This window comes from Nocardioides guangzhouensis, from assembly GCF_004519545.1.
GTDB lineage: Bacteria > Actinomycetota > Actinomycetes > Propionibacteriales > Nocardioidaceae > Nocardioides > Nocardioides guangzhouensis.
Genome location: NZ_SDKM01000047.1, coordinates 1 through 26,857, shown reverse-complemented (window position 1 = coordinate 26,857; position 26,857 = coordinate 1). Strand labels below are relative to the sequence as shown.

The 26,857-nt window shown below is 72.5% G+C and carries 21 protein-coding genes; 6 read left to right on the top strand and 15 right to left on the bottom strand.

The genetic code is table 11. The annotated features are described in order from the left end of the window. Positions 1 to 1,206: 5-amino-6-(D-ribitylamino)uracil--L-tyrosine 4-hydroxyphenyl transferase CofH (gene cofH, locus EKO23_RS21825; RefSeq protein WP_134720595.1), on the top strand; the 1,206-nt coding region annotated here is incomplete at its 5' end. 9 nt (positions 1,207 to 1,215) lie between these two features. Here the strand turns inward: cofH and EKO23_RS21820 are convergent. The 3 genes from EKO23_RS21820 to EKO23_RS21810 all read right to left on the bottom strand — a co-directional run bounded on the left by EKO23_RS21820 (position 1,216) and on the right by EKO23_RS21810 (position 5,421). Then, complete coding sequence (locus tag EKO23_RS21820; RefSeq protein ID WP_134720594.1) at positions 1,216 to 1,707, bottom strand: adenosine-specific kinase; 492 nt, start codon at positions 1,705 to 1,707, stop codon at positions 1,216 to 1,218. A gap of 89 nt (positions 1,708 to 1,796) precedes the next feature. Next, complete coding sequence (locus EKO23_RS21815) at positions 1,797 to 3,071, bottom strand: endonuclease/exonuclease/phosphatase family protein (RefSeq protein WP_217702749.1); 1,275 nt, start codon at positions 3,069 to 3,071, stop codon at positions 1,797 to 1,799. Between the two features lie 61 nt (positions 3,072 to 3,132). Beyond that, the gene (locus EKO23_RS21810) at positions 3,133 to 5,421 is read right to left on the bottom strand and encodes a PQQ-dependent sugar dehydrogenase (RefSeq protein WP_134720592.1); all 2,289 of its coding nucleotides are present in this window, start codon (positions 5,419 to 5,421) and stop codon (positions 3,133 to 3,135) included. 182 nt (positions 5,422 to 5,603) lie between these two features. Here EKO23_RS21810 and EKO23_RS21805 point away from each other — a divergent pair, with 182 nt between their 5' ends. Next, positions 5,604 to 6,497 carry an alpha/beta fold hydrolase gene (locus EKO23_RS21805; protein WP_134720591.1) on the top strand — a complete coding sequence of 298 codons (894 nt, stop codon included), beginning with the start codon at positions 5,604 to 5,606 and terminating at the stop codon, positions 6,495 to 6,497. 85 nt (positions 6,498 to 6,582) lie between these two features. Here EKO23_RS21805 and EKO23_RS21800 read toward each other — a convergent pair whose 3' ends face one another. Further along, complete coding sequence (locus EKO23_RS21800) at positions 6,583 to 7,317, bottom strand: methyltransferase domain-containing protein (RefSeq protein WP_134720590.1); 735 nt, start codon at positions 7,315 to 7,317, stop codon at positions 6,583 to 6,585. A gap of 31 nt (positions 7,318 to 7,348) precedes the next feature. Here EKO23_RS21800 and EKO23_RS21795 point away from each other — a divergent pair, with 31 nt between their 5' ends. Next, complete coding sequence (locus EKO23_RS21795; protein ID WP_246051233.1) at positions 7,349 to 8,872, top strand: amidohydrolase; 1,524 nt, start codon at positions 7,349 to 7,351, stop codon at positions 8,870 to 8,872. 32 nt (positions 8,873 to 8,904) lie between these two features. Here the strand turns inward: EKO23_RS21795 and EKO23_RS21790 are convergent, their stop codons facing one another. Then, positions 8,905 to 9,468 (bottom strand): MBL fold metallo-hydrolase, encoded by a 564-nt coding sequence (locus EKO23_RS21790; protein ID WP_134720589.1) that lies wholly within the window; start codon positions 9,466 to 9,468, stop codon positions 8,905 to 8,907. A gap of 291 nt (positions 9,469 to 9,759) precedes the next feature. Between EKO23_RS21790 and EKO23_RS21785 the strand changes: the two genes are divergently transcribed. Further along, a complete protein-coding gene (locus EKO23_RS21785; RefSeq protein ID WP_425464413.1) occupies positions 9,760 to 10,833 on the top strand; it encodes a TerC family protein in 1,074 nt (357 codons plus the stop codon). 68 nt (positions 10,834 to 10,901) lie between these two features. Here EKO23_RS21785 and EKO23_RS21780 read toward each other — a convergent pair whose 3' ends face one another. The 7 genes from EKO23_RS21780 to EKO23_RS21750 all read right to left on the bottom strand — a co-directional run bounded on the left by EKO23_RS21780 (position 10,902) and on the right by EKO23_RS21750 (position 20,396). After that, positions 10,902 to 11,186: a GNAT family N-acetyltransferase gene (locus tag EKO23_RS21780; protein ID WP_134720588.1), complete on the bottom strand. Its 285-nt coding sequence runs from the start codon at positions 11,184 to 11,186 to the stop codon at positions 10,902 to 10,904. Positions 11,187 to 11,310: 124 nt separating this feature from the next. Next, positions 11,311 to 12,879: a glutamine-hydrolyzing GMP synthase gene (gene guaA / locus EKO23_RS21775; protein ID WP_175582729.1), complete on the bottom strand. Its 1,569-nt coding sequence runs from the start codon at positions 12,877 to 12,879 to the stop codon at positions 11,311 to 11,313. Positions 12,880 to 13,267: 388 nt separating this feature from the next. Then, positions 13,268 to 14,974 (bottom strand): GMC oxidoreductase, encoded by a 1,707-nt coding sequence (locus EKO23_RS21770; protein WP_134720587.1) that lies wholly within the window; start codon positions 14,972 to 14,974, stop codon positions 13,268 to 13,270. Continuing rightward, entirely contained in the window at positions 14,971 to 16,587 is a 1,617-nt protein-coding gene (locus EKO23_RS21765) for a succinic semialdehyde dehydrogenase (protein WP_134720586.1), read from the bottom strand. Before EKO23_RS21765 ends, EKO23_RS21770 begins: the two co-directional genes overlap by 4 nt. A gap of 146 nt (positions 16,588 to 16,733) precedes the next feature. Beyond that, positions 16,734 to 18,455: a glycerol-3-phosphate dehydrogenase/oxidase gene (locus tag EKO23_RS21760; protein WP_134720585.1), complete on the bottom strand. Its 1,722-nt coding sequence runs from the start codon at positions 18,453 to 18,455 to the stop codon at positions 16,734 to 16,736. 37 nt (positions 18,456 to 18,492) lie between these two features. Beyond that, the gene (locus tag EKO23_RS21755) at positions 18,493 to 19,293 is read right to left on the bottom strand and encodes a carbon-nitrogen hydrolase family protein (RefSeq protein WP_246051232.1); all 801 of its coding nucleotides are present in this window, start codon (positions 19,291 to 19,293) and stop codon (positions 18,493 to 18,495) included. Beyond that, positions 19,290 to 20,396: a GuaB3 family IMP dehydrogenase-related protein gene (locus tag EKO23_RS21750; RefSeq protein ID WP_134720584.1), complete on the bottom strand. Its 1,107-nt coding sequence runs from the start codon at positions 20,394 to 20,396 to the stop codon at positions 19,290 to 19,292. The genes EKO23_RS21755 and EKO23_RS21750 overlap by 4 nt, the downstream gene beginning before the upstream one ends. 179 nt (positions 20,397 to 20,575) lie before the next feature. On the opposite strand from EKO23_RS21750, the gene EKO23_RS21745 reads away from it, so the two are divergent. Continuing rightward, positions 20,576 to 21,724, top strand: coding sequence for a Kelch repeat-containing protein (locus EKO23_RS21745; protein ID WP_134720583.1), 1,149 nt, complete (start codon positions 20,576 to 20,578; stop codon positions 21,722 to 21,724). On the opposite strand, the gene guaB is transcribed toward EKO23_RS21745, so the two are convergent. Both guaB and EKO23_RS21735 read right to left on the bottom strand, forming a co-directional pair. Continuing rightward, a complete protein-coding gene (guaB, locus tag EKO23_RS21740) occupies positions 21,709 to 23,211 on the bottom strand; it encodes an IMP dehydrogenase (protein WP_134720582.1) in 1,503 nt (500 codons plus the stop codon). The genes EKO23_RS21745 and guaB overlap by 16 nt on opposite strands. A gap of 77 nt (positions 23,212 to 23,288) precedes the next feature. Next, positions 23,289 to 24,203, bottom strand: a complete 915-nt coding sequence (locus EKO23_RS21735) for a GNAT family N-acetyltransferase (protein ID WP_134720581.1) — start codon at positions 24,201 to 24,203, stop codon at positions 23,289 to 23,291. A 110-nt stretch (positions 24,204 to 24,313) separates the two neighbouring features. Here EKO23_RS21735 and EKO23_RS21730 point away from each other — a divergent pair, with 110 nt between their 5' ends. Continuing rightward, the gene (locus EKO23_RS21730) at positions 24,314 to 25,915 is read left to right on the top strand and encodes a hypothetical protein (protein WP_134720580.1); all 1,602 of its coding nucleotides are present in this window, start codon (positions 24,314 to 24,316) and stop codon (positions 25,913 to 25,915) included. A gap of 94 nt (positions 25,916 to 26,009) precedes the next feature. On the opposite strand, the gene groEL is transcribed toward EKO23_RS21730, so the two are convergent. Further along, positions 26,010 to 26,857: chaperonin GroEL (groEL, locus tag EKO23_RS21725; protein ID WP_134720579.1), on the bottom strand; the 848-nt coding region annotated here is incomplete at its 5' end.

Below are 26,857 nucleotides of genomic sequence, written 5' to 3'. Positions count from 1 at the left end.
CCGGTGGTTGAGGAGGCCGAGGAACGAGGCCGTCTCGAAACCAGCCGGCACGAGCACAGTGGTTTCGAGACGCTCGCTGGCGCTCGCTCCTCAACCAGCGGGGGTCCGGCCGACGGAGCGGCAGCGCTGCGCGCGGCCGAGCGCGACCCCGGCAACCTGTCCGACGAGCACGCGCTGACCCTGATGACCGCCGAGGGCGACCTGCTCGACCAGGTGGTCCGCCTCGCCGACGACCTGCGCCGCGAGACCGTGGGCGACGAGGTGACCTACGTGGTCAACCGCAACATCAACTTCACCAACGTCTGCTACGTCGGCTGCCGGTTCTGCGCGTTCGCCCAGCGCCGCAGCGACGCCGACGCCTACAGCCTCTCCCTCGACCAGGTCGCCGACCGGGCGCAGGAGGCCTGGGACCTCGGCGCGACCGAGGTGTGCATGCAGGGCGGCATCGACCCCGAGCTACCCGGCACGGCGTACTTCGACCTCGCCGCCGCCGTCAAGCAGCGCGTCCCCGACCTGCACGTGCACGCGTTCAGCCCGATGGAGATCGTCAACGGCGCCACCCGCACCGGCCTCTCGTTCGAGGACTTCCTGATCAAGGCCCGCGAGTCCGGCCTCGACACGATTCCCGGCACCGCCGCCGAGATCCTCGACGACGACGTCCGCTGGATCCTCACCAAGGGCAAGCTGCCCACCGCGACCTGGGTCGAGGTGGTCAGCACCGCACATCGGGTCGGGCTGCGGTCGAGCTCGACGATGATGTACGGCCACGTCGACAACCCGCGGCACTGGGTCCAGCACCTGCGCGTGATCAGCCGGATCCAGGACGAGACAGGAGGCTTCACCGAGTTCGTGCCGCTGCCCTTCGTGCACACCTCGAGCCCGATCTACCTCGCCGGCGTCGCCCGCCCGGGCCCGACCCTGCGCGACAACCTCGCGGTGCACGCCCTGGCCCGGATCATGCTGCACGGCCGGATCGACCACATCCAGACGTCCTGGGTGAAGCTCGGCGTCGACGGCACCCGCGCCATGCTCCGCGCCGGCGCCGACGACCTCGGCGGCACCCTGATGGAGGAGACCATCTCCAGGATGGCCGGCTCCACCCACGGCTCCGCGAAGACGGTCGCGGAGCTCACCGACATCGCCGCCGGCGTCGACCGGACCGTCCGGGAGCGCACCACGACGTACGGCGTGCCGGCAGGTCGCTGACCCTCCCGGTCACAGCTTGTAGCCGATGTCGCGCAGCAGCCTCCGGCGCGCCTCCTCGTCGCTCTCGCTCTCGACGCCCAGCGGCGGTTCGCCGTCGACGACGCCGAGGATCCCGCGACCCTGCGCGGTCTGGGCGACGATCACCTCGACCGGGTTCGCGGTCGCGCAGTAGATCCGGCACACCTCGGGCACCGCCTTCACCTGGTTGAGCACGTTGACCGGGAACCCCTCGCGCAGGAGCACCACGAACGAGTGCCCGGCGCCGACCGCCAGCGCGTGGCCTACGGCGAGCCCGACCAGCTCGTCGTCGTTGCCCGCCCGTCGTACCAGCCGCGGTCCGGAGGCCTCGCAGAATGCCAGCCCGAAACGCAGGTGCGGGGAGGTGCCGACCAGCGCCTCGTAGAGGTCTTCCACCGTCTTGATGAAGTGCGACTGCCCGAGGATCAGGTTGACCCCCTCCGGCACCGTCACCGGCACCACGCTGATCGCGGGCTCGCTCATCGCGACCTCCCTTCGCTCGTGCGGCACCCCCAGACTCCCGCCGGGCGCCACCCGGGCGCAACGGGCGCAACGCCCGGGCCGGTTCCGGGTCAGGGCATCCGCACGTCCACCCAGACCTGCCGGTGGTCGGAGGTCGGGACGAAGGGGTAGTTGCCGGTGAGCCGGAACAGCGGGTCGCTGCGGACCGGCCAGAAGACGCCGGAGCCGGTGATCCGGAGGCCCTTCGAGGGCAGCACGTAGTCCGCGCGCAGGTTGCCCGGGGTGTTGTCGGCGAAGTCGGCGGTGTCGTACGCCGGGTCCGAGCGGTGGGTGGCGTTCGCGCCGCCCTGCAGCACGGCCGCCTCCGGGCCGCCCTCCGAGGTCGGCGGGTGCGTGGTGTTGACCCGCGGGCTGTCGAGCAGCTGCTGGGCGGCCCCGGGCACCGAGTCGCCGTCGTACGGGTCGGAGTTCATGTCGCCCGCGATCACGAACTGGCTACCCGGCTTCAACCCGCCACGGCGCCCGGCGTCGTCGTAGATGTAGCCACCGCGGCCTGGACGCACGTAGTCGGCCCAGAACCCGATCTCGTCGAAGTTGCGGGTGCCGTTGCGGTCCTCCGGGCCGTCGAAGACCGGCGGGGTCGGGTGCGCGACCAGGAAGTGCACGGTGCGCTTCCCGATCCGGATCGGCAGGTCCCAGTGCGACTTCGAGGACAGCCGGACGACGTCGAGCTCCTCGGGGGAGTACCAGTCGGCCGGGGCGGCGGTGGCCGGGTCGTCCGGCAGCATCGCGCCCGGCAGGTCCTTCCAGAGGAAGTGCTGGAAGGTGCGGGCACGGGCGGTGTCGATGGGGTACTTCGAGTAGACGACCATGCCGAACTGGCCCGGGAAGGCGCCGAAGCCGAACGCGTCGTCGCCTCCCCCGACCGTCCCGTTGTTGTTCAGGTCGAACCCGCTCGGGATGCCGGTGTTGGACGGCGCGACGAAGGCGTAGGGGTAGGTGGCCGGGGCCGCGCCGTTCTGCGACACCTCGAGGTAGTTGTCGCGGAACAGGTCGACCGCGGCCGGGTCGTAGTCGAACTCGTTGATGAGCAGCACGTCGGGCTGCACGCGCTGGATGGTCTCGGCCACGTTGCGCGCCTGCTGGTTGTTCGGCGTCGACAGGTCGGCGAACAGCTGGCCCGCGGCGTTGCGGTTGAGCGAGGCGTTGAAGGTCGAGAACCGCACCGTCCTCTCCTGCCCGGGTGCGCCGTCTTCCTCGGGCGGGTCGGCGTCCGCGGCGACCGCCCCGAGGGCAGGCGCGACCAGCAGGGACGCGGCGAGGGCGAGCAACGACGTACGACGCATGGGGACCTCCGAGCAGGCGAACCGGGCAATGCCGGTCAAACTACGCCGATCTCACGGCCGCGTCATCGTCTGGTGCGTGACTCCTCCGTGAACGCCCCCCTCACCGGAACCTGGCCGTGTACGTCGTCGCGGTCGCCGGCGCGGTGATCGTGTGCGTTTGCCCGCCGCCGTCGGACCAGGACTGGAACCGGTAGGTCTTGTTGCCCTTGTTCTGCGGCGAGATGGCGCTGACCGTGTTCGTCGAGCCCACGATGACCGTCCGCGAGAACGATGCCTTGCCGGAGGTTGCGTTCACCGTGAGCGACAGCCCGCCCGGGGTGGTCTGGAAGGTGAGCACCACGGTCCGCGGATCGAGCCGCAGGGTCCTGGTTGCGGTCAGGCCACCCGAGTCCGTCGCCGTGAGCCGGAGCTCGAGGTACGACGGGTACTCGTGGTCCGGTGCCACGAACGAACCGCCCGCCACACCGGGGTACGACTGGATCGGGTGCGCGTGGCAGTTCGACGGGCAGTGCTGCATCACCAGGTCCCAGGACAGCCCGGACGCGGGAAGGGTCCCGTCCTGGGCGTCGGACGCGTGGCCGGAGAAGTTGATCGTGTCCCCGACCCGCCACGTCGTCCCCGCCGCGGGGAGGTCGATCACCGGCACGGGCGGCGTGTTCCCGACGGTGATCACCACCGAATCCGTCGCGGTCGCGCCCGCCGGGTCGGTGACCCGGAGGGTCGCGGTCACGGTGCCCTGGCTCGTGTAGGTCCAGCTGGGCTGGGACCCGGTCGCGTCGTCGAACGCGCCGTCACCGTCCAGGTCCCAGGCATAGGTGAGCGCGCCTCCGTCGGGATCGTTGGACCCCCGCCCGTCGAACGCGACCGTCAGCGGCGCGGCACCCGTGGTCGGTGTCGCCGTGGCCACCGCGACCGGAGGCTGGTTGGCCGCCGTGTACGAGATGCGGCGGATCGTGCCCCCGTCGAAGTCGACGTAGAACAGGTCGCCACCGGGTCCGACCTGCAGGTTGACCGGGTTGGCCGCGCCCGCGACGAACGTGCGCACTTGGCCCGGGGCGGGCTTCCCGTCGGCACCCTTGGGCATCACCCAGATGCAGTCACGCGAGTAGTCGGCGAAGAACAGCGCGTTGTCGTACTCCGCCGGGTAGTTGCTGGACGACGAGGCGAACGCGAACTGCAGCCCGGCGATCGACGAGCTCCCGGTCGGGCAGGACTCGTTCGGCACGACGCGGTTGCTGTGCTGGTACGAGTGGTACGGCGACGTCACGGTGCCGGCCGGGGCGGCGTACAGGTTCTCGCAGATGGAGAGGTTCGCGCCGTCGTACCCGGACTGCCGCTGCGGACCTTCGTAGCACGGCCAGCCGAAGTTCGCGGGCTTCGGCTGGGTGGCGTCGGTCGGGTCGAGGACGTTGATCTCCTCCCAGTCGTTCCAGCCGACGTCGCCGATCCAGAGCTCGTCGGTGCCGGGGCGCTGCGTGAACCGGAACGGGTTGCGCGTGCCGTAGGCGACGATCCGGCGCGCGTTCGGATCCGCGGAGGCCGCGTTCGGGTTGTCCGGCAGGCCGGCACCTGTCGCCGGGTTGACCCGGATGATGCTGCCGTCGAGCGAAACCGGGTCACCGGAGGTGCGGAGGTCCTGGCTGCGGAGCGCGCCTCCCTCCGCGTTCGGCGGTGCCGGCGGCGAGCCGGTCGCGGGGTCGCCGCACGGGTTGACCGGCGACCCGTCCTGCCCGTAGTCGACGAAGTTGAAGCTGGCGCCGTCGCCGCCGCTGGCGTAGAGCGCCCCGTCCCGCCCGAACTCGACCGTGCCGACCGAGTGGCTCGGGTACTGCTGGCACCAGTCCTCGACCAGCACCTGCTCGGACCCGGTCATCGCGTTCCCACTGGCCTGCAGACGGGACAGCCGACCGCTCACCATGCATCCGTCGCCGGTGGCCCCCGGCGGGGTCGGGCACGGATCCGAGTAGACGCCGGGGGTTCCCCACCGCGGCGCGGCCGCGGTCGAGCCCAGCTCGTGGTCGTAGGTGTAGAGCACGTACACGGACGGATCGGCGGGGAAGTTCGGGGCGAGCGCCATGCCGAGGAGGCCGCGGTCCCAGAAGTTGTAGACGTTCGTGTTGAGATCGGCGAAGACGTCGGGGGTCAGGTCCGAAAGCGAGTCGAAGACCTTGATCACGCCCCGCTTCTCGGCCACGAACACCCGCCCGTCCGGCGAGAAACGCACAACGGTCGGGTTGGTGAGGCCGCTGAGGACGACGGACTCCTGGAAGCCCGCAGGCAGGGTCGCGGCGTCGGCGCGCGGTGGCACCGACAGGGCGACGACGCCGACTGCGGCGGTGACGATCGCGAGCACGGCACTGCCGGCCCGCCTCCGTGGACGAACGTGCATCGCGACTCCTCCCGAACTTCTCGCCCGAGCGGACTCCTGCCCCGGGCCCAGCATGTGGCCGACGGCTCGTCCCGCCATGACCCGTGCGTGCCAAATGGGCGGGTGGACCGCGGGGTCCCGTCCGGAGGATCACCACCCCGGGGGCGGCACTGGGGTCGCCCGCGAGCGCTAGCGTGCGGGACATGACGGACGAGCCCACCTACCTGAGCGTTCCCTCCACAGCCGGCCGTGACCTCGAGGTGCTCGTCGACGGGCCGGCAGACGGGTTCACGCTGCTCTACCACTCCGGCACGCCCTCCGGGGCGGTCCCGTTCACGCAGCTGCGCCGGGCCGCCGACGCGCACGGGATGCGGGTCGTGACCTGGTCGCGGGCCGGGTACGGCCGGTCCGAGCCCCGCCCGTCGGTCGGGACCGTCGCCGATGACGCGATGGACGCCGAGCGGGTGCTGGCCGCGGTCGGCGCGGTCGGGTTCGTGACCCTCGGCTGGTCCGGCGGCGGGCCGCGGGCGCTGGCCTGCGCGGCGCTGCTGTCCGAGCACTGCCGGGCGGCCGTCAGCCTGGCCGGGGTGGCGCCGTACGACGCCGCCGGGCTGGACTGGGCCGCGGGCATGGGCCAGGAGAACATCGACGAGTTCGCCGCCGCGGCGGAGGGGCCGGACTCCCTGGAGTCGTGGCTCGAGGAGCACGGGTCCCCCATCTTCACCGTCGACGAGTCGGCGCTGGCCGAACGGCTCGGCGACATCGCGCCACCCGTCGACCGCGAGGCGATGACCGGCGAGCTGCTGACGTACCTCGCCGCGTCGTTCCGGCACGCCGGCCGGCAGGGAGTCGGGGGCTGGCGCGACGACGACCTCACCCTGTTCCGTTCCTGGGGGTTCGACCTCGGCTCGATCACGGTCCCGGTCGGGATCTGGCAGGGCACCGAGGACCGGATGGTGCCCTTCGACCACGGCCGCTGGCTCGCCGAGCAGGTCGGCTCCGCGCACCCCCGCCTGGAGGAGGGCGAGGGCCACATCTCCCTGGTGTCCCGCCTGGACCGGATCGTCGACCACCTCGTCGAGCTCGCCGGCCTCTGAATCCGTGCGCCGATTTTCGCTGTAACGCGGTGTTCGTGTCGCTTACCACGGGTTCGAACGCGTGGTAAGCGACATGAACACCGCGTTACAGCTGAGGTGTCCGATAGAGATCGGGGGGCGGGTCAGGGCTGCGGGGCGGTGGCGGCGACGTACTGCGCGACCCCGTGCAGCTCCTGCTCGACCTCGGTGAACCCGGCGGCGCGCAGCCGGCCGGTGAACTCGTCGACGCCGAACATCCGCAGCCCCGACGCCCCGACGCCCGTGCCTGGGCCGGCCGGAACCAGTCGTACGGCGACGCGCGGCTGGTCATCAGCGCGATCCGGCCACCGGGACGGAGCACCCGCAGCATCTCGTCGAAGGCGTCGTACGGCGCGGGGATGAGGTAGAGCGCGGCGTAGCAGTTGACCGCGTCCAGCGAGCCGTCGAGGAACGGGAGCCGGGTGGCGTCGCCGCGGAGGTACGTGGCCGACCTGTGCGCGTTGGTCGCGCGGGCCCGGGCCCGCGCGTTGGTCGCGCGGGCCCGGGCCAGCATCGGCTCGGAGAGGTCGACCCCGATCGCGTGCCCGGTCGGCGCGACCGCCTCCGCGAACGCGTGCGTGAAGTTGCCCGGCCCGCAGGCCACGTCGAGCACCACGTCGCCTGGCCGCAGCCGCAGTGCGGTGACCGTGAGCTCGCGCTCGTGCCGCAGGTGCTCGAGGTCGAAGCCCATCAGCGCCCAGCCCAGGAACGGCCGCCAGGCGCGCTCGTAGACGGGGGCCAGCAGGCGGCTCTGCATGGCCCGCTGGGCCAGGGACCGGTCGCCGGAGAGCCGCTCAGCCATGGCCCCACGATAGGTGTGGATACTGGCCCACGTGTCCCCCGTGCAGACCCTGATCCGCAACGCCCGCCTGGTGCCGGTCGCGGGCGTGCCCGTGCCCACCGACCAGCCCGTCGACCTCCGGATCGTGTCCGGACAGGTCACCGAGGTGGCCGACCGGCTGGTCCCGACGCTCGCCGACGAGGTCTTCGACGCCGCCGGCCGCTGGGCCATCCCCGGCCTGTGGGACCACCACGTGCACATGACCCAGTGGGCCGACCTCGCAACCCGGCTCGACCTGTCCGGCACCACCAGCGCCGAGGAGGCGGTGGCCCGGGTGGCGCGGCACGTGGCCACGCTGGACCCGGCCGACGCGAGCGTGGTCTCCGGCTACGGCCATCGCACCGGCGCCTGGACCCGGTTGCCCACGGTCGCCGACCTGGACGCGGTCAGCGGCCGGCACCCGGTGGTGCTGATCAGTGGCGACGCCCACCACGGCTGGCTCAACTCCGCCGCCCTCGCGCTGCTCGGCGTGCCGCCGCGGCAGGCCACGCTCGACGAGAACGACTGGTTCCCCGTGTTCGCCCGGCTCGGCGAGCTGCCCGGCGCCGGGCAGGCCCAGCGGCTCGCGATCCGGGAGGCGGTCCGCGCGGCGGCCGCGGTCGGCGTGGTCGGCGTCACCGACCTCGAGTTCGGCGGCGCGTACCGCGACTGGCCGGAGCGCTTCGACCAGGGCGTCGACAGCCTCCGCGTCCGCGCCGCGACGTACGCCGACGGGCTGGACGAGGTGCTCGCCGCCGGCTGGCGGACCGGGGACCCGCTCGGCGAGACCGGCGGCCTGGTGACGATGGGGCCGCTCAAGATCATCTCCGACGGCTCCCTGAACACGCGGACGGCGTACTGCTGCACGCCGTACGCCGAGAGCGAGCTGCTGGAGTTCCCCCATGGCCGGCTGAACAACACCCCCGACGAGCTGGCCGACCTGTTCACGCGGGCCCGCACGCACGGCCTCGAGATGGCGGTGCACGCGATCGGGGACAAGGCGCTGACGATCGCGCTGGACACGTTCGAGGCGACCGGCGCGCGCGGTGGCATCGAGCACGCCCAGCTGGTCGACCTCGCCGACCTGCCCCGGATGGCGCGGCTCGGGGTCCGCGCCAGCGTGCAACCCGCGCACCTGCTCGACGACCGCGACGTCACCGACCGCTGCTGGCCGGACCGTTCCGACCGCTGCTTCGCGTTCCGGCCGATGCTGGCCGCGGGCGTCGACGTACGGCTCGGGTCGGACGCCCCGGTCGCGCCGCTCGACCCGTGGCTGGCGATGGCCGCGGCCGTGCACCGCACCGCCGACCACCGCGACCCGTGGCACCCCGAGCACGCCCTCACCGCCGCCGAGGCGCTGGCAACCAGCACCGACGGCCAGGCCACCCTCCGTCCCGGTTCGCGAGGCGACGTGGTGCTGGTCGACGACGACCCGCTGGCGTCGTACGACGGGTCCGCGGCGACCGCGGCCCACCTGCGGCGGACCGGCGTGGCGGCGACGTTCGTCGACGGACGGCCGACGCACCTGGCGCTCTGAGCCAGGCCGGCCGGCCCGCCCGGGGCGCGGGCTCAGCGGACGTCGAGGGCGTCCGGCCGGAACGGCGCCCCGTGGCCGGGCACGATCAGCGCAGGATCGAGCTCCAGCAACGCAGCCCGGGAGCGGTCCAGCGCGGCCTGGTCCTCGGCCCGCGGGTCCAGGGCCGGACCGTGCTGGTGCCACCACAGGTGCGTGCAGGCGACCAGGCCGTCCGTCGTGTCGACGAGCGTGGTGATGTCCTGGGCGCTGTGCCCGGGCGTGGCCATCAGCCGCACCGACGGTGAGACCTGGAACCCGTCGGCCGGCCGGTCGGTCCAGCTGTCGTTCTCGTAGATCGCCCAGAAGTCGTGGAACCGGGCCCGTTCGAACAGGGCGGCGTTCAGGGTGTGGTCGGGATGGTGGTGGCTGAACACGACGTCACCGACCTCCACGGGGTCGACGCCGAGCCTGGCCAACGGGTCGAGGATCTTCCTGCGGTTCGACACCATCCCCGGGTCGACCACGACCGCTCGCCCCTCGTCGCGGACCAGCACCACCGTGCTGGCCACGCGCTCGTGGGCGTAGCCGGCGGACAGGACGTGCAGCTCAGCAGTCATGCCGCCATCGTGGCACCCCCGCGGCCGATCCGCGTCCCCCTCGAGCCCCGCTCCGGCGTCCCCGATCTGGGACCGATTCGGGCCGTCGCGGCGTCCGTGGAAGAATGACCGGCGCACTTGTTGGAGGGGAGTATTCCTTCGCGGTGATGTCGTCATCACGGCCGGCGCGACCGGCCCGGCGTCATCGGCCCGGCTGTCGCCGGGCGGAAGAGACCTCCGGAGAACCTGTCCGGCTGGCGTAGGCTCGTGGCCCGCGCCGGCACCACGCGTCCCTCCGGAGGAGCACACTTCGTGAACGCAGTCATGGGCGACTCGGTCGCCTCCCCCCTCATCTGGGCGATCACCATCGTGGTGACGGTGGGGGTGCTGATGGTCGACCTGCTGATCATCGGGCGCCGCCCGCACGAGCCCTCGATGAAGGAAGTCAGCGTCCAGCTCGGGCTGTACGTCGGGCTGGCGATCATCTTCGGCGTCTGCCTGTGGGTGTTCGCGGAGCCACACGCGCTCTCGCCGAACCCGGGGCCGGAGTTCTTCGCGGGCTGGCTGACGGAGTACAGCCTCTCCATCGACAACCTGTTCATCTTCATCATCATCATGGCGAAGTTCGCGGTGCCGCGTGAGTACCAGCAGACCGCCCTGATGATCGGCATCGTGCTCGCGCTGATCATGCGCGCGATCTTCATCGTGGTCGGCGCTGCGGCCATCAACAACTTCAGCTGGGTCTTCTACATCTTCGGCCTGTTCCTCGTGTGGACCGCCTGGAAGCTGGCCAAGGAGGGCGCCGAGGGCGGCGACGACGAGTACGAGGAGAACAAGCTCGTCCAGCTCGCTGAGCGGCACCTGCCGGCCACCAAGGAGTGGCACGGTACGCACCTGTTCGCCAAGGAGAACGGCAAGCGGCTGATCACGCCGATGTTCCTGGTGATCCTCACCCTCGGCACCACCGACCTGCTCTTCGCTCTGGACTCGATCCCCGCGATCTACGGCCTCACCAAGGACCCGTACATCGTCTTCACCGCGAACATCTTCGCGCTGATGGGCCTGCGCCAGCTCTACTTCCTCATCGGCGGCCTGCTGCAGCGCCTGATCTACCTGTCCTACGGGCTCGCGTTCCTGCTCGGCTTCATCGGCGTCAAGCTGATCCTGCACGCCATGCACGAGAACGAGCTGCCGTTCATCAACGGCGGCGAGCACATCGAGTGGGCGCCCGACATCCCGATCTGGCTGTCGCTCGTGGTCATCATCGGCACGCTCGCGGTCACCGCGGTGGCCAGCCTGCTCGCGTCCCGCAAGATGTCGGAGGAGGAGATCGAGGCGCGCACCGGCTCGCTCCAGGCGCCGGGCACCGGCAACGACTCCCACTGACCGCTTCGTGCAGGATCCCCGGCACCACGTGCCGGGGATCCTGCACCGTCAGGACGGTCGGGCGCGGCTCATGCCGACGCGCGCACCAGGTCCTCGTAGTCGGGATGCTTGTCGATCCAGGCGCGGATGAACGGGCACAGCGGCACCACCTCGAGCTCGCCGTCCGCGCGGACGGCGTCCAGCGCGCTGCGGGCCAGCGCCGAGCCGACGCCGTGCCCCTCCTTGAGCACCTCCGTGTGCGTGAACACGATCGCGCCCGGCCGCAGCCGGTACTCCGCGAACCCGCAGAGCTCCCCGTCGACGTACGCCTCGAACCGGCGCTGCTCGGGGTTGTCCCGGACCTCGACACTCATGCGGCGAACCTATGCCGCCCGGACAAGGCAGGCCGTCCGTCCCGACGGGCAGACCGGCTCGCGGGGTGCTCCCCGGGCCGGTCAGGTGCCCGTTGCTCCCGCTCGGCAGTGGGCCGCGGCGCACTCACTCCCACTCGATGGTGCCCGGGGGCTTCGACGTGACGTCCAGCGTCACCCGGTTGACCTCCGCGACCTCGTTGGTGATACGGGTGGAGATGCGCTCCAGCACGTCGTAGGGCAGGCGGGCCCAGTCGGCGGTCATCGCGTCCTCGGAGGTGACCGGGCGAATCACGACCGGGTGGCCGTAGGTGCGGCCGTCGCCCTGGACGCCGACCGAGCGGACGTCGGCCAGCAGCACCACGGGCATCTGCCAGATGTCGCGGTCGAGGCCGGCCCGGGTGAGCTCCTCGCGGGCGATCGCGTCCGCGTCGCGGAGGATGTCGAGCCGCTCGCGGGTGACCTCGCCGATGATCCGGATGCCGAGGCCGGGACCGGGGAACGGCTGGCGCCAGACGATCTCCGCGGGCAGCCCCAGCTGCTCGCCGACCAGCCGCACCTCGTCCTTGAACAGGGTGCGCAGCGGCTCGACCAGCTCGAACTCGAGGTCCTCGGGGAGGCCGCCGACGTTGTGGTGCGACTTGATGTTGGAGGTGCCGGCACCGCCCCCGGACTCGACCACGTCGGGGTAGAGGGTGCCCTGCACCAGGAACGCGACCTTGGCTCCCTCCGCCGCGGCCGCTCCGAGCACCTCGGCCTCGGCGGCCTCGAAGACCCGGATGAACTCCCGGCCGATGATCTTGCGCTTCTCCTCGGGGTCGCTGACCCCGGCCAGTGCGTCGAGGAAGCGCTGCTGGGCGTCGACCACGTGCAGGTCGACGCCGGTGGCGGCCACGAAGTCCCGCTCGACCTGCTCGGCCTCGCCCTTGCGCAGCAGGCCGTGGTCGACGAACACGCAGGTGAGCCGCTCGCCGATCGCGCGTTGCACGATGGCCGCGGCGACCGCGGAGTCGACGCCGCCGGAGAGGCCGCAGATCGCGTGCCCCTCGGCGCCGATCTGGGTCTGGATGCGGGCGATCTGCTCCTCGACGATGTTGACCATCGTCCAGGTCTGGCGGCAGCCGGCGATCTTGTGCAGGAAGTGTTCGAGCACCTTCTGGCCGTGCTCGGTGTGCAGCACCTCGGGGTGCCACTGGACGCCGGCGAGCCGTCGGTCGAGGTCCTCGAACGCGGCGACCGGGGTGACCGTGGTGGAGGCCAGCACGTCGAAGCCGGCCGGCGCGGCGGTCACCGAGTCGCCGTGCGACATCCAGACCGTGTGCTGCTCGGGGAGCTCGGCGAGCAGGGTGCCGGGCGCGGTCACGGTGACGCCGGTGCGGCCGTACTCCCGGGCGCCGGTGTGCGCGACCTCGCCGCCGAGCCCGCGCGCCATCAGCTGGAACCCGTAGCACATGCCGAAGACCGGGACCCCCGCGGTGAAGACGTCGGAGGAGATGCCGGGCGCGCCCTCGGCGTACACCGACGAGGGGCCGCCGGACAGGATGATCGCCTTCGGCTGGCGGGCCAGCATCTCCTCGACCGGCATCGAGTGCGGCACGATCTCGGAGTAGACCCGGGCCTCCCGGACCCGGCGGGCGATGAGCTGGGCGTACTGCGCCCCGAAGTCGACGACCAGGACGAGATCGTGCTCGGACACGGGCAGCCTTTCGACGGCGGTCTCGGTGTGCCCGGAGTCTATCGGCGGGCAGCCCCGGAAGTGCGTCAGGGCCCCGGGCCCAGCCACCCAAGACGCGCGTCAGGGCCCGGCCGGGGAGCGAGGGCAGAGCGCCGGGCCCGGGGCCCGGCCAAGCGCGTCAGGGCCCGGCCGGGGAGCGAGGGCAGAGCGCCGGGCCCGGGGCCCGGCCAAGCGCGTCAGGGCCCGGCCGGGGAGGGAGGGTGGCCGGGCCCTGACCGTCCACGCGTCTGCTGGACAGCGCCTGGACATGGACCCGGCCTTTGGGAGGGAGCATGACTGCCGGGTCTCGTTCGTCTCAACGACACCCGTGGAGGGGGGTTACGCAGGTTTCCCAGAAATCTCTGGGACCTCAGGAGATGCCTACGATCGGGAGCCGCAGCGCGCCCGGAGCGGACTCGGGCACGACGGGGCGCGCGGGCGCGACCGGGGGTACGACGGCGTACCCGGAGCCCAGCGGCGGACGCCCGTCGGCCTCCCCCTTGTTCGGCCAGAACGCCATCGCCCGCTCTGCCTGCGCGGTGATCGTGAGCGACGGGTTCACGCCCAGGTTCGCGGAGATCGCGGACCCGTCGGCGATGTGCAGCCCGGGGTAGTTGTGCACCCGCTGGTACGCGTCGACCACGCCGGTGTCGGGGGTCTCGCCGATCGTGCAGCCGCCGATGAAGTGCGCGGTGAGCGGGCGGTTGAACGGCTCGCCGATGGAGCCGCCCGGGGTGCCGCCGAGGACCGCGGCCATGCGGCGTACGGCCTCGTTCGCGACCGGGATCCAGGTCGGGTTCGGCTGGCCGTGCCCCTGCTCGGAGGTCAGGTGGAACTGCCCGGCCCGCCTGGCGGGCTTGACCGTGATCGAGTTGTCGAGGGTCTGCATGACCAGCGCGATCACCGCGCGCTCCGACCAGTGGCGGAGGTCGTAGAGGTCGCGGACGTTGCCCTTCTGCAGCCACATCTCCCGCAGCCAGGTGCGCCAGCGTGGGTCTGGCCCGTCACCGTCGGTGAGCACGGTCTGCAGCAGCGCCATCAGGTTGCTGCCCTTGCCGTAGCGGACCGGCTCGACGTGCGTGTGCTCGTCGGGGTGCCACGACGAGGTGATCGCGACGCCGCGGCTGTAGTCGGTGGTCAGGTCGGGCGCGATCGCGCCGAGGATCGACTCGGAGTTGGTGCGGGTCAGCACGCCGAGCCGGTCGGAGAGCTCGGGCAGGTGGCCCTCGACCTTCATCCGGTGCAGCAGCTTCTGGGTGCCGATCGCAGCGGCCGCGAACACCACCTGGTCGGCGGTGAACGTGCGCACGGCACTGCGGCGCGAGAGCTTGGCCTTGGTCCAGCGCGCGGTGATCTCGTAGCCGCCGCCCTCGCGCGGGCGCACCCGGGTGACGGTGGTGAGCGGGTGCACCACGGCACCGGCCTGCTCGGCGAGCAGGAGGTAGTTCTTCACCAGGGTGTTCTTGGCGTTGTGCCGGCACCCGGTCATGCACTCGCCGCAGTTGCGGCAGGAGTTGCGGGCCGGGCCGGCGCCGCCGAAGAACGGGTCCGCGTGCTGCTCGCCGCCTTGGTCGCCGGGTCCGCCGAAGAACACCCCGACCGGGGTCGGGTGGAAGGTGTCGCCGACGCCCATCTCGACGGCCACCTTCTCCATCACCTCGTCGGACGGGGTGCGGAGCGGGTTCTCGACCACGCCGAGCATGCGCTTGGCCTGGTCGTAGTACGGCGCGAGCTCGGCCTTCCAGTCGGTGATGTGGGCCCACGACCGGTCGCGGTAGAAGGCGTCGAGGGGCTCGTAGAGCGTGTTGGCGTAGACCAGCGACCCGCCACCGACGCCCGCGCCGGCGAGGATCACGCAGTCCTTGACCATGTCGATGCGCTGGATGCCGTAGCAGCCGAGCTCGGGCGCGAACAGGAACCGCTTCGTGTCGAACGAGGTGGCCGCGAAGTCGTCGTCCGCGAACCGGGCTCCCGCTTCGAGCACCCCGACCCGGTAGCCCTTCTCGGTCAGCCGCAGCGCGGTGACCGAACCTCCGAAGCCGGAGCCGACGACGAGGACGTCGTAGTGGGTGCTCACGGCCGCCGGGTCCTCCGCATGAGGCGGGCCTGGACCTTGAGGATCTTCGCGAACGTCTCGTTGGACATGCCGAGCATCGGCGAGAACGCCATCCCCCGCTGGGTGGCGACCGCCTGCGACTCGGTGTAGCGGTGGATGCCCTCGCTGCCCTGCCGGCGGCCCATCCCGGACTCGCGCATGCCCCCCATCGGTGCGTCCAGGCTCCCGAAGGTCGCACCGAACGCCTCGTTGATGTTCACCGTGCCGCACCTGATCTCGCGGGCGATCGCGCGGGCCCGGCGGCCGTCCTGGCTGTAGATGGACGCGTTCAGCCCGTAGTGGCCCTCGTTGGCGCGGGCGATCGCCTCGGTCTCGTCGTGGAACCGGTTGACCGACACGACCGGTCCGAAGGTCTCGTTGCCGAAGCAGGTCATGTCCGGGGTGACGCCCTCGAGAATGGTCGGCTCGTAGAAGAACCGGCCGAGGTCGGGCCGGTGCCGACCGCCGGTCAGCACGCGGGCCCCCTTGGCACGGGCGTCCTCGACGTGGGCGATCACGGTGTCGAGCTGGTCCTGCGAGATCAGGGACCCCATGTCGATCGCCCAGTCGTGGCCGGCACCCAGCGTCATCGCCTCGGTGCGGGCCACGAACCGTTCGACGAACCGGTCGTGGATCTGGTCGGCGACGAACATCCGCTCGGTGGAGACGCACAGCTGGCCGGCGTTGGAGAACGACGCCCGGGTGGCGCCCTCGGCGGCCTTCTCGATGTCGGCGTCGCGGAGGATGAGGATCGGGTTCTTGCCGCCGAGCTCCAGCGAGCAGCCGATGAGCCGGTCGGCGCACTGCTGGGCGACGCGTCGCCCGGTTGCGGTGGACCCGGTGAAGCAGACGTAGTCCGCTCGCCCGATGATCGACGGGCCCACCTCGGACCCGGGGCCGGCGACGACCTGCCACAGGTCCTTCGGGAAGCCGGCCTCCTCCAGCAGCTGCGCGCCCAGCAGCGCGGTCAGCATGGTGTGGGCGTCGGGCTTGGCGACCACGGCGTTGCCGGCCATCAGCGCCGGGATGCCGTCGCACAGCGCCATGGTGAACGGGTAGTTCCAGGGGGAGATGATCCCGACCACGCCCTTGGGGACCCGGTTGAGGTCGACCCTGGTCAGGCCGGGCATCAACCCGATCCTGCGCTCGGGGTCGAGGTGCTCGTGCCCCTTGCGCGCGTAGTAGCGCGCGGTGAGCGCGACGTGGAACGTCTCGTCGAAGGCGTGCTTGCGGGCCTTGCCGGACTCCCAGACCGTCATGTCGGTGATCTCGGACTCGCGGTCGAGCACGATGTCGTGCAGCCGCAGCAGGATCTCGGCGCGGTGGTCGATCGACGTGCGCGACCAGGAGGCCTGGGCGCGCCGGGCGCGCTCGAAGGCCTCGGCGACGTCGTCGTCGCTGGACTGCGGGATGTTGGCCAGCGGCTGTCCCCCGAGGGGCGAGCGCGTCAGGGCGCTCTCGCCGGTGCGGCTGACCACCCGGCGGGTGAGGGCCGCGACGTAGTCACGGTCGAGCGCGTAGGACGCTGCCGGGTCGTGCTCGGGGTCCGGCGGGCCGTCGGTGACCGGGCCCTGCGAGGGCATCTGCTGGCTCATGGTGTCGAGCGTATGTGACGTGGGTCTCGCAAACTACCCCTCGGTAACGGCGTGTGGGGACTTACACATTCTCTTGCGCTGTAAAGCCGCGTCGGGTCGTCACACCTGTCACATGATTCCCCGGACGACCGGGGAATCATGAGGCCTCACACGATGTCCGGCGCGCTCACCCGCGCCTCGTCGGCCTCCTGGTCTGTGGCCTTGAGCTGGCTCTGCCGCTCGGCCTCGACCCGGCGCAGGTAGTGGTCCACCTCGGCGTCCACGCGGGCGTGGTCCCAGCCGAGCACCTCCGCCATCAGCCCGCCGGTGCGCCGGGCCGCATGCACGCCGCGGTCGAAGGTCTCGATCGAGATGCGGGTACGGCGGGTGAGGACGTCGTCGAGGTGCCGCGCGCCCTCGTGGGTCACGGCGTGGATCACCTCGGCAGCCAGGTAGTCCTCGGCGCCGGGCAGCGGCTCCGCGAGGTCGGGGCGCTCGGCCAGCAGGTCGAGGACCTCGTCGACCAACCCGCCGTACCTGCCGAGCAGGTGGTCGATCCGCGCCACGTGCAGCCCGGCCCGCCGGGCCAGCGCAACGCGCTGGTTGGTCCGGGTCTCGAACCCCTCGGCGCCGACCAGCGGCACCCGGTCGGTGATCGAGGGCCGGGCAGTGGTGCCGGTGCTGCCGAGCGCGTGGGCGGCGGCGTCGATCGCGTCCCGCCCCATCACCCGGTACGTCGTGAGCTTGCCACCGGCGATCATGACCAGGCCGGGCACCGGGGTGACCACGGTGTGCTCGCGCGAGATCTTCGACGACGGCTCGCGGGCGCCGCGCAGCAGCGGCCGCAGCCCGGCGTACACACCCTCGACGTCCTCGTGGTCGAGCGGCTCCTTGAGCAGCTCGTTGACGTGGGCGAGGACGTAGTCGATGTCGGTGCGGGAGGCGGCGGGGTGAGCCTTGTCGAGGTTCCAGTCGGTGTCGGTGGTGCCGATGATCCAGTGCCGGCCCCACGGGATCACGAACAGCACGGACTTCTCGGTGCGGGTGATGAAGCCGGCCTCGGACCGGATCCGGTCGCGGGGCACGACGAGGTGGATCCCCTTGCTGGCCTGGACGTCGAGCGACCCCCGGCCGCCCACCATCTCCTGGATCTCGTCGGTCCACACCCCGGCGGCGTTCACCACGACCCGGGCGCGGACCTCGAGGTCGCGGCCGCTCTCGAGGTCGCGGGCGCGCACGCCGATCACCCGCTCGCCCTCGCGGAGGAAGCCGGTGACCCGGGTCCGGGTCGCGACCTGCGCGCCGTACGCCGCGGCGGTGCGGGCCACGGTCAGCACCAGCCGGGCGTCGTCGACCTGGCAGTCGTAGTAGCGGATCGCGCCGCGCAGGTGGTCGGTGCGCAGGTCCGGAGCGACCCGGGCGACCTGGCGGCGGAAGAGGTGCCGGTGCGCGGGGACGCCCATGTCGTACTTCCCGAGCCTGGCCATCGCGTCGTAGAGCACCAGCCCGGCGCCGACGTACGGCCGTTCCGCGGTGCGGTGCAGCGGGTAGAGGAACGGCACCGGCCGGACCAGGTGCGGCGCCAGCCGGGTGAGCAAGAGCCCGCGTTCCTCCAGCGCCTCGCGCACCAGGCCGAAGTCGAACATCTCCAGGTAGCGCAGTCCGCCGTGGATGAGCTTGCTGGAGCGGCTGCTGGTGCCCGAGGCGAGATCGCGCTGCTCGAGCAGGCCGGTGGAGAGGCCCCGGGTGACCGCATCCAGGGCGGTGCCCGCGCCGACGATCCCGCCGCCGACCACGAGCACGTCCAGCTCGCCGGTCACCCCGGTCGCGCCCAGGGCCTCCAGCGCGCGTTCGCGGGCGGCCGGTCCGAGGGCGCTGGGCTGGCTCATGCCCCCAGTGTGCCGAACAGCCCGCGCCGGCGCCGGTCTACACCCAGACCCGCGGGCCCAGCGACGCGCGGTGGTCGGCGTGCATCAGGTGCGCCTCGCGGGTCGCGCGGACCACCTCCGGGTCGAGGTCGGCAACCGCGACACCCTCCTCGGTCCCGAGCCGGGCCAGCGGTCGACCCTCGGGGTCGAAGATCGCCGAGCCACCGTTGAACGTGGCCGGCCCGCAGGCGCCGGTGAGCCCGGAGAACACGGCGTACATGCCGTTGTCGAGGGCCCGCGCGGCGAGGTAGAGGTCGCGGCGGTGCTCGCTGCCGGTGAAGTACGCCGCGGCGTTGAGGTAGGCCGTCGCGCCGGTGTCGGCGGCGGCCCGGGCGTGCTCGGGGAAGCAGGCGTCGTAGCAGACGCTCAGGGCGAGGTCCCAGCCTCCGGCGGCGAGCGTGGCCCCGTGGTCGCCCGGGACGAAGTGCTCCGCCTCCTCGCCGAACAGGTGCTGCTTGTCGTACGGCGCCAGGGCCTCACCGTCGGGGCGGACGACCAGCAGGGACAGGGTCTTGGCACTCTCGCGCTGCAGCGGGGTACCGGCCACGACCGTGGTCGCGCCCCGGGCGGCCTCCTCGCGGAGCGGGTCGAGCCACCCGCCGGCCAGGTCGTCGGCACGGGGGACCTTGCCGGCGAACGCGGTGGCGGCGTACCCGGTGAGGAACGCCTCGGGCAGCACCACCAGCGCGGCGCCCTCGTCGGCCGCCTGCCGGACCAGCCGAGCGGCGGTGGCGACGTTCGTGTCGCTCTCCCCGGCGACGGCGACACCCTGCGCCGCGGCCACGCGCAGCACGCTCACTCGACGACGACCTCGACGCGCTGGAACTCCTTGACGTCGGTGTAGCCGGTGGTGGCCATCGACCGCTTGAGCGCACCGATCAGGTTCATGGTGCCGTCGGCGACCCGCGACGGCCCGAACAGGATCTCGCGCATCGTGCCGACGGTCTCGAACTCGACCCGCTGGCCCCGGGGCAGCTCGGAGTGGTGCGCCTCGGCGCCCCAGTGGAACCCGCGGCCGGGCGCGTCGGTGGCGCGGGCGAACGGCGAACCGACCATGACCGCGTCCGCACCGCAGGCGACGGCCTTGGCGATGTCGCCGGACCGGCCGATCGAGCCGTCCGCGATGACGTGCACGTAGCGGCCGCCGGACTCGTCCATGTAGTCGCGGCGGGCGGCGGCCACGTCCGCGACCGCCGAGGCCATCGGCACCGCGACGCCGAGCACGGTGCGGGTGGTGTGCGCGGCGCCGCCGCCGAAGCCGACCAGCACGCCGGCCGCGCCGGTGCGCATGAGGTGCAGCGCGGCCTGGTGGGTGGCGCAGCCGCCCACGATCACCGGGACGTCGAGCTCGTAGATGAACTCCTTGAGGTTCAGCGGCTCGGCCTGGCTGGAGACGTGCTCGGCCGAAACGGTGGTGCCGCGGATGACGAACATGTCGACACCGGCGTCGACAACGGTCTTGGCGTACTCCTTGGTGCGCTGCGGCGACAGCGAGCCGGCCACGGTGACGCCGGAGTCGCGCACCTCCTTGAGGCGGGCGGTGATCAGCTCGGGCTGGATCGGCGCGGCGTAGATCTCCTGCATCCGGGCGGTGGCGGCGGCGCCACGGAGGCCGCCGACCTCCTCGAGCAGCGGCGTCGGGTCGTCGTACCGCGTCCACAGGCCCTCGAGGTTGAGCACCCCGAGCCCGCCGAGGCGGCCGAACTCGATCGCGGTCTGCGGCGACATCACCGAGTCCATCGGCGCGGCCAGCACGGGGATCTCGAACCGGTAGGCGTCGATCTGCCAGGCGACGCTGATCTCCTCGGGGTCGCGCGTGCGTCGGGAGGGCACGATCGCGACGTCGTCGAAGGAGTAGGCGCGGCGGGCGCGCTTGGCGCGTCCGATCTCGATCTCAGTCACCGGCTCAGCCTAGTGCCCCCGTTGACTTGCGCCTCGCTGCCCATTGAGTTGCGGCTCCCTGCCCGTTGACTTGCGGCTCCCTGCCCGTCGAGTTGCGCCTCGCTGCGCGGCCTGGGCAAGGGAGGCGCCCCTCATCCACCAGCGAGGCGCAACTCAACGGATCAGAGCACCATGGAGGCATGTGGAGGCGTCGCGGTGCAGCGGGGCTCCTGGTCCTGGCCCTGTCGGGCACGGCGGCCGGCTGCACCGACGCGTCCGACGACGGGCAGGACGCCCCGGACGCGACCGGGGTGCTCGCGGACCTCGCGTCCCGGGCGGCGCACACGATGACGCCGGTCCCCGGCGGGGCGGTGCTGGTCGCGGGCGGCTGCGTGATCGACGGCTGCGGGAGCGCGACCCGCACGGCGTACCTCCTCGACGGTGGCGAGGTCACCCGGGTCCCGGACCTGGCCCGGGCCCGGGACGCGCACACGGCGGTGGCGCTGGCCGACGGGCGGGTGCTCGTGGCCGGTGGGTTCCCGGCCGAGGGCGAGCCGGCCCTCTCGTCGGCCGAGCTGTTCGACCCGGCCACCCGGACCTGGCAGACCACCGGGGCGATGGCCACCGGGCGCGGCGGCCACGTCGCGGCGCTCCTTGCCGACGGCCGGGTGCTGGTCGCGGGCGGATGGGTCGGCCCCGGCCGCTTCACCGCGAGCACCGAGATCTACGACCCGCGGCACGGCAGGTTCGAGCCGGGCCCACCGCTGCCCCAAGCGCTCGACGGGCTGGCCGCGGCCGCGCTCCCCGACGGATGTGCGCTGCTCACCGGCGGCCGGACCCGGGCGGACGTCGCCACCCGCACGGCGGTGAGGGTGTGCCCGGACGGGCGCCTGCACCGGGTTCCGCCGCTCGACCGGGCCCGCTGCAAGCACGCGATGGTGACCCTGGACGACGGTCGGGTGCTGGTGGTGGGCGGCACCCCCGACGACCGGCGGCTGCTGGTCTCGACCGAGGTGTACGACGCCCGGACCCGGTCGTTCTCACCGGGACCCGACCTGCGGACCGGGCGCTACAAGCTGGCCGGCTCGGTCGTGGCGCTGCCCGGCGGCCGGGCGTTCGTGGCCGGAGGTGGCAAGGGCGCCGAGGTGGTCGACGTACCGGCCCACCAGAGCACGCTGGTCGACGCGTTCAGCGGCGAACCCCGGTCGTTCTCGACGGTCGGGCTCACCGAGGCCCGGGTCGTGCTGGTCGGCGGGTACGACGAGGAGATCCGGCTGACCCGCACGTTGCGGTCACTGCCGGTCGCCGCGCTCCCGGGTGAGGCAGGACCGGATCAGGCGCCGGAGTAGTTCGGCGCCTCGACGGTCATCTGGACCCCGTGCGGGTGGCTCTCCTTGAGCGAGGCCGAGGTGATCCGGACGAACCGGCCCTTGTCCTGCAGCTCGGGGACGGTGCGCGCCCCGACGTAGAACATCGTCTGGTTGAGGCCACCGATGAGCTGGTGGGCGACGGCGGACAGCGGGCCGCGGTAGGCGACCTGGCCCTCGATGCCCTCCGGCACGATCTTGTCGTCGCTGGCGACCTCGGCCTGGAAGTAGCGGTCCTTGGAGTAGGACTTCTTGCCGCGGCTCGACATCGCGCCCAGCGACCCCATCCCGCGGTAGGACTTGAACTGCTTGCCGTTGACGAAGACCAGCTCGCCCGGGGACTCCTCGCAGCCGGCCAGCAGCGAGCCGACCATGACGCTGTCGGCGCCGGCGACGATGGCCTTGCCGATCTCGCCGGAGTGCTTGAGGCCGCCGTCGGCGATCACCGGCACGCCGGCCGGCCTGCAGGCCCGCGACGCCTCGTAGACCGCGGTGACCTGGGGCACGCCGACTCCGGTGACCACGCGGGTGGTGCAGATCGAGCCCGGCCCGACGCCCACCTTGACCGCGTCGGCGCCCGCGTCGACGAACGCCTGCGCACCCTGCTTCGTGGCGACGTTGCCGCCGATGACCTGGACGTGCCTGGTGGCCGGGTCGGTCTTGAGCCGCCGCACCATGTCGAGCAGCAGGTGGACGTGTCCGTGCGCGGTGTCCGCCACCAGCACGTCGACGCCGGCGTCGATCAGCGTGGTGGCCCGCTCCCAGGCGTCACCGAAGTAGCCGATCGCGGCGCCGACCAGCAGCCGGCCGTCGGCGTCCTGCGAGGTGTGCGGGAACTGCTCGTTCTTGACGAAGTCCTTGACCGTGATCAGGCCGGCCAGGCGGCCCTCGTCGTCGACCAGCGGCAGCCGCTCGCGCTTGTGCTTGCGCAGCAGCAGGGTCGCCTCGTCGCGGCTGATCCCGACCGGACCGGTGACCAGCGGCATCGGGGTCATCATCTCGTCGACCTTCGTGGTCGCCCACTCCGCGACCGGCGTGAACCGGAGGTCGCGGTTGGTGATGATGCCGAGCAGCCGGTTGTCGGTGTCGACGACCGGGAGGCCGGACACGCGGTACTCGCCACAGACCCGGTCGAGCTCCTCGAGCGTCGCGTCGGGGCCGATCGTCACCGGGTTGGAGATGATCCCCGTCTGGGTCCGCTTCACCAGGTCGACCTGGTAGGCCTGGTCCTGGATGGACAGGTTGCGGTGGAGCACGCCGAGGCCGCCCTGGCGCGCCATCGCGATCGCCATCCGGGACTCGGTGACCGTGTCCATCGCGGCGCTGACCAGCGGCACCCGCAGCGAGATCTCCCGCGTGAGGCGCGAGGTGGTGTCGATCTCGTCCGGTGCGAGGTCCGACTCCCCGGGGAGCAGCAGGACGTCGTCGTAGGTGAGACCGAGGGCGGCGAACTTCTCAGGTACCTCCACGCGCACATCCTAGTCGGCGCTCCGGACGCCCCCTCGCCCGCCCGGCGCTCGGCCTGCCGTGTCTGCGGTCGCGTCCCTCAGGCGGGCAGCGGCCGCAGGTCGCGCACCGGGATCCGGACGGTGAGCCGGTCGCTGGCCATCCTGATCCGCCCCCGCAGCCCCGCCGCCAGGACCAGGGGCAGCACCGCCTGGTTGTCGGCCTCCGTGCTGAGCACGATCTCCTCCGCCGACCGGCCGGCCGCCGTCCGCGCCGCCTCGACCAGGAGTCGCGTGCCGATGCCGCGGCGGCGCCAGACCGGGTCGACCTCGAGGGTCACCTGGAGGGCGCCGGGCTCCGTGCCCTGGTCCGGGGCGCCGAGCACCGCCACCCCGACCACCGTGCCGTCGACGCGCGCCGAGACCTCGCCGGCGGAGGCGACGTACTCGGGTCGCGAGGACGGGTCGACCCGCCGCCCCGGCGCCGGCGGCTGCGGCGCGCCCTCGGCGCGGGTGCGGGCGAGCACGTCGTTGACCAGGTCGGCCATGGCGGAGCCGCGGGCGTGCTCGGTGGCCGTGAACGGCGCCGTACGACGGACCTGGACCGCCACGTCGCCGACCGTCATCTCCATGACGTCCTGCACCGGGGTGAGCATGCCCTCGGCCGGGTCGGACTCGGCGTCGAAGAGCTCGGCGACCACCTCCGGGAAGCTGGCCGGCTGGGCCAGCACCGACCGGGCGGCCAGGACGTACCGCACCGGCTGGTCGACCAGCGCACGCTCGGTGCACGGCGCCCCGCTGACCGACGTGGCCCCGGCCGCCTCGATCAGCTCGGCGATGTCGACCAGGCTCCAGTCCGGCGGCGTGCTCAGCACCAGCTCGTCGGTGACGGTCTCGACCCCCGGGAAGATCTGGAGCCCGAGGATGTTCACCTTCGCCGCGCCGCAGTCACGCGCCAGCACGGCCAGCGCCCCCGGTCGGTCGGGCAGCGTGCAGCGCACCCTCCACAGCTTCATCGCGCAGTCCCCTCTCTCGTCGCCGTAACCCCACTGTCCCCCGATGACGTTGCGGGTCGACGGCGGGCGTGTTTCCTCGCTGTCACAAGAGTTCCGGGGAGAATGGCTCGGTGACGACCTCGGACCTCGCGCACTCCCGGAACCGCCTGCCCGGCGGCCCCGACGGGCGGCTCGCGCGGTGGAGCGAGGCCGTCGCCCGGAGCGGCACCCGACGCCTGGTCGCGATCACCGCGGTGGTCGCGATGCTGATGCGCTTCCCGGGCCTGCTCTGGCCGCTGCGCCCCGACGAGGCCGGGTTCACGCTGGTCGCGCGGCACTGGCACCCCGAGCCGGACAGCCTCTACGGGCTGTACTTCGTGGACCGCCCGCCGTCGCTGATCGCCCTGGTCCGGCTGTCCGACGCGATCGGGGGCCCGCTGTTCATCCGCGTCATCGGCGCCCTGGCGGCGGCGCTGCTGGTGCTGGTCGCGGCCCGGACGGCGTACCTCGTCGGCGGCGACCGGGCCGCCCGCTGGACCGCCGTGGGCACGGCGGCGGTGGCCGGCAACACGATGATCGACGCGGTCGCCGCCAAGGGCGAGATCCTCGGGATCCCGCTGGTGGTCGCGAGCTTCTGGCTGGCTCTCGAGGCCCTGCGCGTCCTGCCCGGCTCGCGGCGCGCGGCCGTGCTGCTCGCCTTCGCGGCCGGGCTCACGGGGACGGCGGCCGTCGGCCTGAAGCAGAACATGGTGACCGGGCTGGTCTTCGGTGGGGTGCTGCTGCTCGGCTCGGCGCTACGCCGCGAGGTCTCCTGGCCGGGCTTCGCCCGCCTGTCCGCCGCGGCCCTGGCCGGCGCCGCGGTGCCGGTGGCCGCGACCGTCGCGTGGTGCCTCGCCGCGGGCGTGCACCTCCACACGCTGTGGTACGCCGTCTACGGGTTCCGGTCCGACGCCCTCGAGGTCATCAAGACCGGCTCGGCCGCGGCGCCGTTCGGCCGCCTCCTGCTGCTCGCCGTGATCTTCGTGGCCACCGGAATGCTGGCGGTCCTGGTCCTCTTCCTGCGCCACCTGCCCGGCCTGTGGCGCTCCGAGCCGGTGCTGACGGTCGCGACGCTGGCGGTGCTGGCGGTGGACGGCGCAGGCGTGGTGCTCGGCGGGAGCTACTGGCGCACCTACCTCCTGGGCCTGGTGCCCGCGGTCGTGCTGAGCCTCGCGCTGTTGGTCGGGCTCCCCGACCGGCGCGGCGTCTGGATGCGACGGGTCATCGGGGTGGCGGTCGCGTCGTGCCTGCTCTCGCTGGTCGGCTGGGTGGTCAACAACCAGTTCGCGGTCGAGCCGCCCACGGAGACCTACACGGGGCAGGCGATCGGGGCGGCGTCCGAGCCGGGCGACACGATCGTGGTGTTCGGGGGCCGGTCCGACATCGTGATCGCCTCCGGCCTGGAGTCGCCGTACGCCTACCTGTGGAGCCTGCCGATGCGCACGCTCGACCCGGGCCTGGACCGGCTGGTCGCCCTGCTGGACGGTCCCCACCGGCCGACGTGGTTCGTCGAGTCGATCCCGTTCGAGTCGTGGACCGGCACCGGCAACCCGGCGCTGCGGGACGTCCTGGACCGGCACTACGAGCCGCACGGCGACGGCTGCGGTCACCGCATCTACCTGCGCAACGACGTCAGCCGCCCGGTCCCCGAGCCGGACTGCGGCGCGTCCTGGCTCTGGTCGATGGCGCAGTAGGCCGCTTCGCACGCGAAACCGGCGCTTCCCTCACGAAGGTCCGTGTGGGAAGCGCCGGCTTCACTCGTCGACGTGTGACGTCGACCGGACGACCTCAGTGGCCGTGGCCGTGCCCGTGGCCGTGACCGGCTGCCTCGGGCTCCTCCTCCTCGGGCTTGTCGACGACCAGGGTCTCGGTCGTCAGCAGCATGCCCGCGATGGAGGTGGCGTTGACCAGCGCGGAGCGGGTCACCTTCACCGGGTCGAGGACGCCCTGCGCGACCAGGTCGCCGTACTCCTCGGACGCGGCGTTGTAGCCGTGGCCCGCGCCGAGCTCGCGGACCTTGCTGGTCACGACGTAGCCGTTGGCGCCGCCGTTCTCGGCGATCCAGCGCAGCGGCTCGTCGGCGGCCTTGCGCACGACGCGTACGCCGACCGCCTCGTCGCCGGTGAGGCCGAGGTCGCCGTCGAGGACGGTGACCGCGTGGATGAGCGCGGAGCCACCGCCGGGGACGATGCCCTCCTCGATCGCGGCGCGGGTCGCGGAGACGGCGTCCTCGATGCGGTGCTTCTTCTCCTTCAGCTCCACCTCGGTGGCGGCGCCGACCTTGATCACGCACACGCCGCCGGCCAGCTTCGCGAGGCGCTCCTGGAGCTTCTCGCGGTCCCAGTCGGAGTCGGTGGACTCGATCTCGGCCTTGATCTGGTTGACCCGGCCCTCGACGGCGGCGGCGTCGCCGCCACCCTCGACGATCGTGGTGTTGTCCTTGGTGATCACGACGCGGCGGGCGGTGCCGAGCACCTCGAGGCCGACCTGGTCGAGCTTGAGCCCGACCTCGGGGGCCACGACCTGGCCGCCGGTCAGCGTCGCGATGTCCTGCATCATCGCCTTGCGGCGGTCACCGAAGGCCGGAGACTTCACCGCGGCGGCGTTGAAGGTGCCGCGGATCTTGTTGACGACCA

Bases quoted from the DNA above. Each gene is read 5' to 3' on its own strand.
- EKO23_RS21820 (WP_134720594.1), bottom strand. From the start codon at position 1,707: ATGAGCGAGCCCGCGATCAGCGTGGTGCCGGTGACGGTGCCGGAGGGG.
- EKO23_RS21810 (WP_134720592.1), bottom strand. From the start codon at position 5,421: ATGCACGTTCGTCCACGGAGGCGGGCCGGCAGTGCCGTGCTCGCGATC.
- EKO23_RS21805 (WP_134720591.1), top strand. From the start codon at position 5,604: ATGACGGACGAGCCCACCTACCTGAGCGTTCCCTCCACAGCCGGCCGT.
- EKO23_RS21800 (WP_134720590.1), bottom strand. From the start codon at position 7,317: ATGGCTGAGCGGCTCTCCGGCGACCGGTCCCTGGCCCAGCGGGCCATG.
- EKO23_RS21790 (WP_134720589.1), bottom strand. From the start codon at position 9,468: ATGACTGCTGAGCTGCACGTCCTGTCCGCCGGCTACGCCCACGAGCGC.
- EKO23_RS21780 (WP_134720588.1), bottom strand. From the start codon at position 11,186: ATGAGTGTCGAGGTCCGGGACAACCCCGAGCAGCGCCGGTTCGAGGCG.
- EKO23_RS21765 (WP_134720586.1), bottom strand. From the start codon at position 16,587: ATGAGCCAGCAGATGCCCTCGCAGGGCCCGGTCACCGACGGCCCGCCG.
- EKO23_RS21760 (WP_134720585.1), bottom strand. From the start codon at position 18,455: ATGAGCCAGCCCAGCGCCCTCGGACCGGCCGCCCGCGAACGCGCGCTG.
- EKO23_RS21745 (WP_134720583.1), top strand. From the start codon at position 20,576: ATGTGGAGGCGTCGCGGTGCAGCGGGGCTCCTGGTCCTGGCCCTGTCG.
- EKO23_RS21735 (WP_134720581.1), bottom strand. From the start codon at position 24,203: ATGAAGCTGTGGAGGGTGCGCTGCACGCTGCCCGACCGACCGGGGGCG.